Genomic DNA, 12,579 nt, shown 5'->3' on the forward strand with positions numbered 1-12,579 from the left:
AAGCTCAACCGGGACGAGGCCAAGCTATGACCGCTTTTCGTGGGCCAGATCGGATCCGCCGTGTTGCCTGCATTGGCACGGGAATCATTGGCGGCGGGTTTGTTGCGCACTTTCTGGCGCGTGGGCTCGACGTCGTCGTGTGGGATCCGGCGCCAGATGCCAAAGATCGGCTCGATGAACTGCTCAAGACGGCCTGGCCGACCCAGGAGCGCCTCGGCGCGCGTGCCGAGGATCGCGGCAGTCTGACCTGGACGAAGACAGCGGCGGAGGCGGTCACTGCCGCAGATTTCGTGCAAGAGAGTGCTCCCGAACGGCTGGAGCTAAAACGAAAACTCTATGCGGAGATCGAACCGCTGGTGCCTGCCCATGCGGTCATCGCCACGTCCACCTCCGGGTTCACCATCGCCGACCTACAGGCAGAAGGCTCGCGATCGCCGCGCGTCGTCATCGGACACCCGTTCAACCCCCCTTATCTCATTCCGCTGGTTGAGGTCGCCGGCGCAGCGCACACCAGCAAGGCGGCGCTCGCCGCTGCTGAGGCATTCTATCAGTCAATTGGGAAAATCGTTGTTCGCATGGATCACGAGATCCCTGGCTTCATCGCCAACCATCTGCAGGCGGCGCTGGAGCGGGAGGCAATGCACCTGGTTGCTGAGGGCCATGCAACACCCCAGCAGATCGATGCTGCAGTTGTGCATGGTCTCGCCCCACGCTGGAGCGCAATTGGCCCCTGCATGGTCCGCAACATGGGCAATCCCGCCGGTATCGGCGCCTATTTCGAGCGCTTCTATCAGGGCAGCGAACCGTCTCTGTCTCACGTTAAACCGCCGGAGTTCACGCCTGAATTCATCCGGGCTATGGAACAAGGGTGCCGCGCCATGTCCGCCGACCGCAGCCGGACCGAACTTGCGGCGGCCCGCGACAGGATGGTGATCGAGGTACTCCTAGCGCAGCGCCGGGCCGGACTGTCGACTCACGGCGTCTGAAACGATCACAGCCATCGATCGACGCTTTTTGCGAGGCACAGGCGCCGTCAGGATAAGCCACTACCGGCAGGAAACCTCGCATAGTTGGGCCGTCGCCCCACTGATCGCATGGAAGAGTATCAACACAGGAGTTTTCAAATGTCAGAGAAAGTTATCATCACGTGTGCCGTGACCGGCGGCAATTCTGCCGTTGTTGCGAAACATCCCAAGATTCCGATCACGCCTTCGCAAATCGCGGATGCGGCGCTGGACGCAGCGAAGGCCGGGGCCGCGGTCGTTCATATTCATGTCCGCGACCCAGACACCGGAGCGCCATCGAACCGGTTCGACCTCTATGAACAGGTCGTCAAAAAGCTTCGTGATGCATCGACTGACGTCATCATCAACTTGACCAGCGGAATGGATGGCGAGCTCGTGCTCGATTCCATCGAGCCGCCAAAGATTGGTCAAACAAGCACCCTTAAAACGCCCTTGGGGCGCTGTCTTCACGCCGTCAAACTTCAGCCAGAGATCAGCAGCTTGGATTGCGGCACGATGGCGTTCGGGGAGCGCATATTCGTCGCACGCATGTCGGATCTGCGAGAACTGGCCAAGCTCATGCGAGAAGCTGGCGTGAAGCCCGAGCTTGAATGCTTTGATCTCGGCCATATTGAAACTGCCAAGAGACTCATATCTGAACAGCTGATCGAGGCACCGCCTCTTTTCCAGTTCTGTCTCAGCACGGGCTATGGCGCTCCCGGCGTTCCGATCGCTCTCCAGGCGATGCGAGAGATTCTACCCCAGGGCGCCGTCTGGGGTGGATTCGGCTGCGGCCCGGACGAAATGCGAATGGTCGGACAGCTGGTCACCATGGGCGGCCACGTCAGAGTAGGACTAGAGGATAACATTTATCTTCGACGTGGCGTGCTCGCCTCCAACGCCGAACTCGTCGAAAATGCGGTTGGGATTATCGAGCGCATGGGCGCCAGCGTTGCCACACCCGCTGAGGCGCGGGCAATTCTTGGTCTCAAGAAGCGCGGCTGAACGTACTAGATCCGGCATGGCTTGTGCCATGCCGGATCCTAAGCCGCTGGAAACGCGGAGTCGCCCGTTACAATCTTCGCAGGGCGGGCGCATGCTGCAGTCGCAGAAAATTCAGCTGGAGCTGTCGCGTTAGCCTACGTGCTCGACGTCTTGATTGCTGGCACATGGCGCTCGCCACAACTCATCCAGAGATTTTCAAAAATATCAAAGAAAGCTCCAGGGTGCTTTTCGGCGAGCAGATCGGCCGAGCGCATCGCGCGACGAATGGAGCGCGTCAAGGCAGGCGGCACTATGAGCCGCCGTATATCGGCCCCTTGCAATGAGAATGACCCTCTGAGGATCTGTAGGACGCGTACCCCACTGCTTTGCGCGTTTGATCGGCCGCGAGGCGACCATCTTTCGATTCCAGCAAAAGAAAGTGCCGGCGCGCAGGACTACAGCACCAAAGCAGAATCGATGCAGTTATTCATCCACCATTTCGCTTAATGTGCATCAGTTTTACGCTCAAAGTTATACCGGCTAAGGGAGCACATCGTCATGGACAACAAACGTCCAGAGCCGCAAGGGCCGTCGAGGAGCATAAATTCGGCTTCCGATGAAAACTCTAAATTCAATCGCCGGGACATTCTGCGGGCTGCAGCCGCGTCTATGGCTATTCCGGCCATCGCGCAATCCACGACCGCCTTTGCCAAGGATAAGCTCGCCGGTTCCGGCCAAGTCGTCGCATTCTCATATGGCGGTCTGTTTACTCAGGGAATACGCAAATACGTCTACGACCCGTTTACGGAAGCAACCGGGATCAAGGTGGTCGACGTGATTGCTGATGTTTCCGACCCTCAGGTCAAGGCGATGAACCAGGCGGGACGGGTCGATTGGGACACGGCTTTCTTGCAAGCGGCCGTTTTTCCGCCCATGGACAACGCTGGCATGTTCGTACCCATCGACTACAGCCTGTGGGACTCTGAATCCCTAGAGGGGACACCCGAATCGGTCCGTCTCAAGACGGCGGTCCCGGTGTTCGCATCGGCGCAGTTGCTCGTTTACGATAAGCGGGCGCTTGGGGATCATGGGCCAAGAAACTGGGCTGACTTCTGGAATGTCAAAGCTTTCCCGGGTCCGCGTGGTCTCACGGGCCTGGCAGCAACCGCAAGAATCGACATGGTGATTGCCTTGCTGGCCGATGGGGTTCCGAAATCGGACGTCTGGCCGCTGACCGATGACAAGATCGATAGGGCGCTCAAGAAGCTCGACGAAATCAAACCGCACGTAGCGAAGTGGTGGACAGCGGGCAGCGAGCCAAATCAGTTGCTGATCAACCGGGAAGTCGTAATGACTAGTTGCTTCGACGGTCGAACGATCAGCTCAATTCGTCAAGGGGCACCCGTTCAGATGGCTTGGGATGGCGCATACGTAAGTTACACGTATGGGGTGGTGTTGAAGGGTGGACCGAACACCGAAAACGCACAGAAGCTAATTGCCTTCCTGAATCGAGCCGCTGTTGCTGCGGGCTTTACCCTGGGTACCGGGTATCCCGGACCAAATACAAATCAGCTGAAGCATTTGCCTTCTGATCTTGTTCCGCTGCTCAGCATCAATCCAGAGAATGCCTCGAAGGTGATCCACGAGGATTCGGCGTGGGTTGCCGCCAAGCGCCCTGATGGCAAGACGAATCTCGAGCACATCGGGGAACGCTGGCTGGCATGGCGGGTCCAGTGATCTCGGCGAAAGGCAGGCTGACGACGGGAATCTAGGCAGCTCGGCGTTCTTATGTCGCTGCTCCAGAGCGTCTTCGCTTCCGGTATTCCTTCTTGGTCGCATTGCTCCTGGTGTTTCCGCCTCGGACGCTGAATCATACGTTCGATACAACACAATCATAGAGCGCTGGCGCGCATGACGGAGGCAAATATGGATGACGCAAGTCGCCCGGATCGACTCGAACAGATCCATCAGCAGACAATATTCGTCGACATACATGCCCATCCGAGCGGCTTCTGCTGGCCCGGCGTGCCGCGCATCGGGTCCGACGAACTCAATCGATATCGCTCCAGCCTCATGGACCTTGTCGTCTGTAGCCTCGTCGGCGACGCGACGTATAGCTGCGTGAAGCGCGACGAATCTGGCCAATACCCGCCCGGGTCCGGAGCGGCCTTTCGCGGCCGGTACCGTCCGAAACGCGGGGAGCCTTTCGCACTCGACCTTGATCGCTTGTCGGCGATCCTGAAGACAGTCGAGGACGGCGACGCTGTGCTGGCGGAAAGCCCGGCAGCCGTGCGAGCGGCCAAGCGCGACGGGAAGCTCGCGTTGCTGCCGGCTCTCGAGGGGGCGGACAGTCTGGAAGGGCTCATCGACAACTTGCATGAGTTCCATCGTCGCGGCTTGCGACTCCTGCAATTGGTTCACATGCGTGCGAACGAAGTCGGGCACGTCCAGACATTTCCTTACTCACCCGGGGGCCTGACGCCTTTTGGGCGTGAGGTCGTTCGCGCGTGCAATGAGCTTGGGATCGTCATCGACCTGGCGCATGCCAATACCGAGACGATCATGGACACCCTCGCGCTCTCTTCGCACCCCGTGATCTGCAGCCACACTGGCGTTCAGAGCCTCTACAACGGGCAAGAACAGATTGGCTTCGATCGCTTCCTCACGGACGAAGAGATCCGGGCTATCGCGGCGAAGGGCGGCGTCATCGGCATCATTCTCGTCCGAGAGTGGATGCCTCGCTTGAGCGACCTCATGCGCCACTGCAATCACATCAGGCGGCTCGTCGGCATCGATCACTTCGGCATCGGCAGCGACCTTCTCCGCGAGGTGGGCAGTTCCTCGCAACCGGAATACATGGCCGAATTCGGAGATGACGCGAACTTCCGTGCCATCGCTGATGGCTTGTTGGCTGAGGATTACTCCGTTGAGGAAGTGGGAAAGGTGATGGGCGGGAACTTCTTCCGCGTCTGGGAAGGGGTGGCTGGAACACACGTAGCTGGCGAGTTCCCATAGTTCGGGCGCCGGTCAGACGTTCAGGCCGCGGTGCATGAAAGGCGCTGTCTTTATCGGCTTTAATGCGGCACGCTCGAATGTAATGCCGGGCTGCGTCCTCGACCGCCGGCTTACGCAGCCGGACACATCGCTCTGGGGCGAACCCAAAGATTATGAAAGCTGATAGCGGCGGCAGCCGACATCTCGCGACTAGGGCAAATGTCAGCGATGATTGAAGGATCTAACCGCGACGCATGCGGTTCACCGTCTGAACCGTGAGCAGATGAAGCGACTCATGCGTACACGCCACGCCACGGATTGCGGCGTTCTTGTATCCGCTGGCAACTCAGCCAACAAAGCAATCGCTCATGCCGGACGCAGCCGCCGCAATTGCGTCAGTAATTATTGGCGTCGGACTCTGCCTCGTGCACGAGCGCGAGCTCAGTAGTGCATCTGTAGAGTTGATGCCGGACTGCTGACCGTTAGCACCGGCGGAAGCCACGGTGACGGCGTCTCGAGCGAGTTCTTGCGAGATTGCGTGGTAAAGCTGCTTAAAAAACCGAAGTGAGCTCGAAGCGCCACGACAGCGATCAAAGCTCGGTGAAAACCTGCGCGATGTTCAGAATAGCATTCCTTGAAGTGTGATGAGCTCCTCTCTCAGTTTTTCGCATGTCAAATATCAACCACTCAGGAAAGGTACGAACACAAAATGAGCAAGCAGATTCCTTGTAGCCCAGCCCGTTGGGCTGGCGATTTGTTGAACGTGGCGGGCCAATTGGGTACTGCGCCGGGTGGGCTCGTCACCGCCCCCGGTGACCGCGCCGCGCAAGTAGCTGCACAGACCCGGCAGGCACTAAAGAATCTCCTGGACATCGTTGAGGCCAACGGCCTCACCTCCGCAGACGTTGTCAAGGCAACCGTTTACCTGGTGAAGTGGAGCGATTACGAGGCGATGCACGCCGAATACACAAAGGTGTTCCCCTCCTCAACGGACGATAATCCGCCGGCTCGAATGACGATGGCTGTGCATGAGTTGTGGAATGGTGCTCTCGTCGAGATCGATTGCTGGGCTTACCGGAACAAGGCCTGATGACAACTTCCGCCCCGATCGCTGTCATCGGATCGGGGCGGGGCAACTGGACGGATCGGTCGCGCGCTCGTCGTTGCGGCCGATCGTGCTGGACGACCGTCGCGGACACGTCCATCCAGCAAGGCCCGGCACAGAGGATGAATTGTGGCTCGCGGCAGCTCGATCGTCGGTCATCGGCTGAGTTGCCAATATCAATCTCGCGCACTTATCGAGACCGGCAGCGCACCAATCACTGACAGGCGTGTTTTTTATCAATGTTATCAATGTTGATTTCGGCCAGGACGGGTGCAGACCGGTTTTCTGCGATTGTGTCATTCCGTCGGGATCGGCCTATGGCTGGATTCTTGATCCCAATGGCTTGCCTCAACAATGGCAAGACGCTGAGCATCCTGGTCACGCGCTTGCGCCGCCTCTTGTGATAGCGGCGAGATCGTCTATCTCAACGAAAGGTGGCCTAGAGCCAGAGAGCGGCCGGGGGAGCTGAATTCCGCCGCTAGAGCGATTCCCAAACCTGTGCAGCCGATCACTCGTCTGTTCGCCTCTCTGACGTCAGGCCAAGCGAAACTTCTGCGCCTCCTTGCGAGAGCAACGAAGTGTCTGAGGGGCGCTCCGTTTTTCCCGACCCGAAGAGAGCTATCGGTCTGCTCGGCGTTCAAAACGCAGCAAGGCGTCTCAATTCGTAGGATTTTCTGCTTTTGTGGGCGATTTTCGCGGCTTTTATGCGTTGGGCGTCTCTACGATCCAAGAATTATCTGGTTCTGCCTCACGCGAAGAAGCGTCCTAACCGCGGCTGACACTGCTTGCATCGCTTGAGCGCAATCCTGCGGTCATTCGTGAATGTCGATGTTTCCTAGCGCTTCCAGGGACGCTGAACTGAAAGAAAAGGAGGGCCTATATGGGTGGACGTCCGATCGTGACCATGAATCGCCGCCGCGCCGTCAGCCTGATCACCGCCGGGCTCGCTGCACCTTTCGTCAGCCGCTGGGCGGGCGCACAATCGGCTTGGCCAGAGCAGACCACCGTCCCCGACATCCTCAAGGGTTCGGGCGAAGTGCGTATCGCCACTTGGGGTGGCGCATTGCAGCAGGCAGAGCAGAAGGCTTATTTCGAGCCGTTCGAGAGGCTGACCGGGATAAAGGTGCGCGCCCTTCCTGGCGCCGACCAGGCCAAAGTCAAGGCCATGGTTGAAACCGGCAACGTCGAATGGGACATCGTACAGCTCAGCAACGGCTCCATCATGAACCTGATGAAGTCCGGCGATTACTTTGAGAGAATCGACTATTCCCTCGTCGACGATGGTGTCGGCAAAGAATACCGGTCCGAGTATGGGCTGGAAATGTTGGTCTGGGCCAGCGTGATGGCCTACCGCACCGATGCATTCAACGGCGCAGCGCCGGCAAGCTGGGCCGACTTCTGGGACATCGGCAAATTTCCTGGCAGCCGCGCCTTATACGGCATCGGCTCTGAGCATCCGGAGTTGGAGTTCGCTCTAATGGCGGCCGGCGTACCCGCTGACAAGCTCTATCCGCTCGATGTCGACAAGGCTCTGGCGAGCTACGAAAAGATTAGAAAGAGCGTGACGAAGTGGTGGACCACCGGCGCTCAGCCGCCGCAGATGTTGACCGATCGCGAAGTCGTCATGACCACGGTCTGGAACGGCCGGATGGCGGCGTTGCAGGAGCAAGGGGTGCCGGCGACGATCTGCTGGAATCAGGGCGTGGCCCGGCGTGACGGTTGGGGGGTTCCTAAGGGAGCCAAGAACAAGGCCAATGCCATGAAGTTCGTGGCCTATTCGACTATGGCAATTCCGCAGGCGCGTTTTGCACTCTCCATACCATATGGGCCGGTTAATGAAGATGCCTTTAAGTATATCCCGCCAGAGCGAATGGCGTTACTGCCAAGCGCGCCTGAGATCAAGAAAAAGCTGATCTCGTACGACTACGATTGGTGGATTGCCAATCAAGATATGGCTGTCGCGAAGTTCAACAAGTGGCTGTTAGGCTGATGCCTTCTTTCCCGGTAGCAGCCCCTGCGCTGCATCGAGCTTAAGTTGAACTGCCGCTTGGAGGGAAGAACTGCGTAGCTTACCCGGGCTCATTGCCAACCCAAATGCGGCGGTGGCAACGGCCACACCCGCATCTGCAGTCACGAGTCCCTCTCGCTTCCCAAGTGGACGTCGCGCCGGGTCGGTTAGCGATATTGCCAGCTTCGCCTGGATCGAAAACCGTCGTGTCCTACGATTGTGAAGAGTGGCCGGACAATCGCGAGGCAACCGCCCATGAGATTCAAGCCCTTGGAGAAGTTCGTGGTCGTCGTCAACTGGTGCTCTAAGGCTAACCCAGAGGGATGTTATGAACGAAGCGTCAGGGCGTTCGGCTCGGCCTAGGGACGATGGTTGTCTTCGCGGGGCTTCGGTGTCGCTCAGTGACTTGGAGAGGAGTTACGGCGGATTCGCCGCAGTGGCCGGAGTATCGCTTGATATTCAATCCGGTGAATTCCTCACGTTGTTGGGCCCCAGCGGTTCAGGCAAGACGACGACACTCATGATGATCGCGGGCTTCCAAGCTCCCAGCAAGGGCGACATCGCCATTGACGGTGTATCGGTAGTCGATACCCCGCCTTATCGACGCAACATCGGCATGGTGTTCCAGAACTACGCCCTCTTTCCACACCTGACCGTGGCCGAGAACATCGCCTTTCCCCTGAAACAGCGTCGTGTTCCGAAAGTGGAGCGGGCACGCCTGGTGGCCGAGGCGCTTGAACTCATGCATCTGCCCGGCTACGGCGGGCGCTATCCGCGCCAGCTTTCCGGGGGGCAACAGCAACGCGTGGCAGTGGCGCGTGCTCTGGTCTTCAAGCCGCGTCTGTTGTTGATGGACGAGCCACTGGGCGCACTCGACAAGCAATTGCGAGAGAATCTTCAGCTTGAGATGCGCCGGCTGCACGCAGAACTCGGCATCACATTCATCTATGTGACTCACGATCAAGAAGAGGCGCTCACCATGTCGGACCGCATCGTCGTGATGAACGACGGGAAGGTCGCGCAGGTCGGACGGCCGGTGGATCTCTACGACCGGCCCTGCAATCGTTTCGTGGCTAGCTTCATCGGTGAGTCCAATTTTCTTCCTGCGGTTGTGCGCGGTCTGGAAAATGACATGGTCGTTGCGGAGTGCGGGGGCGTGCTGCTGCGAGCCGCGACCTCACAGCGTCCTGCAATCGGCGCGGAGATTACGTTGGCAACCCGTCCGGAGCGCCTGCGCTTCACCGAACGGCTTGCCGAGTCCGATGCGATCAACCGCATCGCTGTTACGGTGACGGAGTCCGTGTTTGCCGGTGAGCGTTGCCGATACCTGCTGAAGACCGAGAACGGTACCTCCATGGTGCTCAAGGAAGCTTCCAGTGCCACGGTCCGCCGCCGCGACGTTGGTGATCGCGTGGAGATCGCCTGGTCGGTCGCGGACACGATCATCGTATAGGGTACGCAATGTCCGACTCGAGCATGACGTCATCCATGCGCATCCTAGGTGGCCGATGGGAGTGGAGCAGATGGAAGCGCGAGGTGCCATGGCTCACCCCGCTGCTGCTCACTGCGCCGCTCCTCCTCTACATGGTCGTGTTCTACGCCGTTTCGGTCGTGTCCATGCTGCTGCGCAGTGTTAACGATCCGAAATGGTCGCTGGACCACTATGCAGCGTTGCTAGGCGACGTCGTTTTCCTCAAGGTTCTCTGGATCACGCTCAGCACGTCCTTCATCGTGACGCTCGCCACCCTGATGTTGGGGTATCCGGTGGCGCTTGCTCTCTCTCGCGCCCGATCAACCGCGCCCTTTATCCTAATTGTGGTCCTGCTGCCATTTTGGACCTCGGTGCTGGTACGGACCTACGCTTGGATGGTGTTGCTCGGCCGTTACGGCATGATCAACGAGGCGCTGATGGCGCTCGGTATAATCGAACAGCCGCTCCGGCTGCTCAACACGACGCTTGCGACGGAGATCGCAATGGTTCACATTTTGTTACCCTATATGATCCTGCCGATTGCCAATGCGCTGCGGCAGATTGATCCCTCGCTGGCGCTGGCTTCCTCTGGTCTCGGCGCCACACCCTGGGGCACCTTCCGGCAAGTGACGTTTCCCTTGTCGATGCCAGGTGTCGCGGCCGGCATGCTGCTGGTTTTCGTGCTGGCGCTCGGGTTCTACATTACACCGGCCATGGTGGGCGGCTCTCGTGATATTACGCTCTCGATGCTGATTGCTCAGGAAGTCGATCAACTCCACTGGGGTTACGCCGCCACTCTTTCCACATTGTTACTGGCGATCGCGCTCGGCCTAGTCGCCGTTGCGCAACTCCTGCCTGCGGTTGGCAACGCCTTTGGGACAAGCAAGTGAAGAGTGCTGTTCGCCTCGTGCCGTCGTTGATCGTTGCGCTCATCCTGCTATTCCTTGCTCTTCCGGTTGTTGTGGTGTTCGTGCTCTCCTTCTCCTCGGCGGCGTATCTCACGTTCCCGCCACCGGCCTTTGGCTTCAGATGGTATAAGGCGTATTTCGGGGATTCTGATTGGCTGGACGCAACTTGGCTTAGCCTCTGGGTGGCGGCAGCTGTCGTGGTGCTTTCGACCACGCTTGGAACCGTTGCCGCGATCGGCATTGTTCGCCTGCCTCGACCTTTACGCATTGTCACAACCGCCCTCGTTCTTTCGCCACTGGTCGTGCCGGGAATAGTCGTCGCGATCGGCGTATACTATGCCTTCTCCCGCTACGGGCTGGTCGGCTCGCCGATCGGCATCGTGCTGGCGCATACCTGCTTGGCCGTGCCGTTCGTCGTAACTAGCGTCAGCGCCAGCCTCGCTGGAATTGATCCCAGGCTTGAGTATGCGGCCTTGAGCCTAGGCGCGACACCTGGTGCGACCTTGTGGCAAGTAACATTACCGCTGATCCGGCCGGGCGTCCTCGTCGGCGCGCTGTTCGCGTTCATCACCTCCTTCGATGAGGTGATCATAGCGCTGTTTTTGTCTGGTTCTGGCGCTGTCACGCTGCCGCGGCGCATGTGGGATGACCTGCGCTTCCAGCTCAATCCCACGATTGCGGCCGTATCGACGCTCACGATAATTCTGACAGCGTTGCTGCTCGCCATCGCGCACTTGATGCGCAGGCGCACCGAGCAACTGAAGAACGAAAAAGGCTAAGCATGATCCAAAAGCTCGCCTCTGCTCGTGCGATCCGCAATTACTTGGGATTGTTGTAGTGACTTCGAACGGCTGATTTGAGCGTTATCAACTGCACCAGTGTATCGCGCCCGAGGGATCGATGGTGCACCATCGCTCCTGGAGATTAGCATGCTGGATTGCGGGCCGATTAACTTCCGAGCGGGCCAGTACAGCATGATCAACACTTATCGGATTCTGTGGGAAATTTACCTACCATCGCAGGAGACCAGGACTTGTGAGCTCTGGATGCCCGATCGGGTGCGCGATAGCACCTCGAGAGAACAGAGTGTTGCCACAACAACGCATGCTTTGATCGGCCGTTGCTCGAGGGAGTATCGCTCACTATGGCCACACGTTGTTCGGCGAACGAATGTTAGGGCCCAAGTCCTCACTCAGGACACCAGGCTGGTTTCACCTCGCGCCGGCGGCTAGTGCTCAAGCGAAAAATCCTGAAGCAAGAAGTCGCCTATGAGTTTGATGCCCGCGACGATGATGAACGTTCGCGCCTAATGTCATGACGGTGCGCCGGTTCAAAACCGACTCTCTAAAGTGAAGCGCTCTAAAGAGTCAGAAACCTTCCCTTCAACGCACAATTGCGGCCCTCCGGAGGTCCAAATCGGCGGAATCCAGCGCTGTCAATGGATACATATTTTTTGTGAAACAGAAGCCTTTTCCTGGCCGCCAGGGTCGCGGAGGGGAAGACGAGGGAGGGGGAACAGTGAGCCAGCCGCAGGCGCCATATGCACGTGTGTCGCTGCGATCCTGGCCGCGCACGCAGCTGCTGCAGTCGGTCAAGAGGATCGCGGTCTGGTCTTCCACGGGAGCGCCAGGGCGCGCGGGGGAGGGAAGAGGGTCGATGCTGGGCACGAACGATGCCTTTGTGGAGTTTTCTGGCGTTCAGAAGACGTATGACGGCGAAACTCTGGTCGTTAAGAATCTCAACCTGGACATCGCCCGGGGTGAGTTTCTGACGATGTTGGGGCCCTCAGGCTCCGGTAAGACGACAACCCTTATGATGCTCGCCGGCTTCGAGGCGCCCACCCATGGCTCGATCCTGCTGGCGGGACGCTCGATCGGCAACATGCCGCCGCACAAGCGCGACATCGGCATGGTGTTCCAAAACTACGCGCTGTTTCCGCATATGACCGTCGAGGAGAACCTCGCCTTCCCCCTGAAGGTTCGCAAGCTTGGGAAGCTGGAGCGAGAGGCTAAGATCAAGCGGGCGCTCGACATGGTTCGTCTGGGTGCATATGGCCGTCGCCGGCCCGCCCAGCTTTCCGGCGGCCAGCAGCAGCGCGTCGCGCT

General features: G+C 58.9%; 10 protein-coding genes. All 10 read left to right on the forward strand.

All coding sequences use genetic code 11. The features are described 5' to 3' along the window. Positions 1-26: 26 nt before the first annotated feature. The gene (locus ABIC03_RS38395) at positions 27-986 is read left to right on the forward strand and encodes a 3-hydroxyacyl-CoA dehydrogenase NAD-binding domain-containing protein (RefSeq protein WP_354066005.1); all 960 of its coding nucleotides are present in this window, start codon (positions 27-29) and stop codon (positions 984-986) included. 138 nt (positions 987-1,124) lie between these two features. Next, positions 1,125-2,009 (forward strand): beta-keto acid cleavage family enzyme, encoded by an 885-nt coding sequence (locus tag ABIC03_RS38400; RefSeq protein WP_354066007.1) that lies wholly within the window; start codon positions 1,125-1,127, stop codon positions 2,007-2,009. A 537-nt stretch (positions 2,010-2,546) separates the two neighbouring features. Further along, positions 2,547-3,725 carry an ABC transporter substrate-binding protein gene (locus ABIC03_RS38405; RefSeq protein WP_354066009.1) on the forward strand — a complete coding sequence of 393 codons (1,179 nt, stop codon included), beginning with the start codon at positions 2,547-2,549 and terminating at the stop codon, positions 3,723-3,725. Positions 3,726-3,914: 189 nt separating this feature from the next. Then, the gene (locus ABIC03_RS38410; RefSeq protein ID WP_354066011.1) at positions 3,915-5,003 is read left to right on the forward strand and encodes a dipeptidase; all 1,089 of its coding nucleotides are present in this window, start codon (positions 3,915-3,917) and stop codon (positions 5,001-5,003) included. Between the two features lie 688 nt (positions 5,004-5,691). Beyond that, complete coding sequence (locus tag ABIC03_RS38415; RefSeq protein ID WP_354066013.1) at positions 5,692-6,072, forward strand: RidA family protein; 381 nt, start codon at positions 5,692-5,694, stop codon at positions 6,070-6,072. An 895-nt stretch (positions 6,073-6,967) separates the two neighbouring features. Next, complete coding sequence (locus tag ABIC03_RS38420) at positions 6,968-8,077, forward strand: ABC transporter substrate-binding protein (protein ID WP_354066015.1); 1,110 nt, start codon at positions 6,968-6,970, stop codon at positions 8,075-8,077. A 346-nt stretch (positions 8,078-8,423) separates the two neighbouring features. Then, positions 8,424-9,548, forward strand: a complete 1,125-nt coding sequence (locus ABIC03_RS38425) for an ABC transporter ATP-binding protein (protein ID WP_502917363.1) — start codon at positions 8,424-8,426, stop codon at positions 9,546-9,548. Positions 9,549-9,631: 83 nt separating this feature from the next. Continuing rightward, positions 9,632-10,456 (forward strand): ABC transporter permease, encoded by an 825-nt coding sequence (locus ABIC03_RS38430; RefSeq protein WP_354066020.1) that lies wholly within the window; start codon positions 9,632-9,634, stop codon positions 10,454-10,456. Then, positions 10,453-11,253: an ABC transporter permease gene (locus ABIC03_RS38435; protein WP_354066022.1), complete on the forward strand. Its 801-nt coding sequence runs from the start codon at positions 10,453-10,455 to the stop codon at positions 11,251-11,253. The genes ABIC03_RS38430 and ABIC03_RS38435 overlap by 4 nt, the downstream gene beginning before the upstream one ends. Positions 11,254-12,130: 877 nt before the next feature. Beyond that, positions 12,131-12,579: ABC transporter ATP-binding protein (locus ABIC03_RS38440; RefSeq protein ID WP_354066024.1), on the forward strand; the 449-nt coding region annotated here is incomplete at its 3' end.

Source organism: Bradyrhizobium sp. RT6a, assembly GCF_040547675.1.
Lineage (GTDB): Bacteria > Pseudomonadota > Alphaproteobacteria > Rhizobiales > Xanthobacteraceae > Bradyrhizobium.

Bases quoted from the DNA above. Each gene is read 5' to 3' on its own strand.
- ABIC03_RS38400 (WP_354066007.1), top strand. From the start codon at position 1,125: ATGTCAGAGAAAGTTATCATCACGTGTGCCGTGACCGGCGGCAATTCT.
- ABIC03_RS38410 (WP_354066011.1), top strand. From the start codon at position 3,915: ATGGATGACGCAAGTCGCCCGGATCGACTCGAACAGATCCATCAGCAG.
- ABIC03_RS38420 (WP_354066015.1), top strand. From the start codon at position 6,968: ATGGGTGGACGTCCGATCGTGACCATGAATCGCCGCCGCGCCGTCAGC.
- ABIC03_RS38405 (WP_354066009.1), top strand. From the start codon at position 2,547: ATGGACAACAAACGTCCAGAGCCGCAAGGGCCGTCGAGGAGCATAAAT.
- ABIC03_RS38415 (WP_354066013.1), top strand. From the start codon at position 5,692: ATGAGCAAGCAGATTCCTTGTAGCCCAGCCCGTTGGGCTGGCGATTTG.
- ABIC03_RS38395 (WP_354066005.1), top strand. From the start codon at position 27: ATGACCGCTTTTCGTGGGCCAGATCGGATCCGCCGTGTTGCCTGCATT.
- ABIC03_RS38425 (WP_502917363.1), top strand. From the start codon at position 8,424: ATGAACGAAGCGTCAGGGCGTTCGGCTCGGCCTAGGGACGATGGTTGT.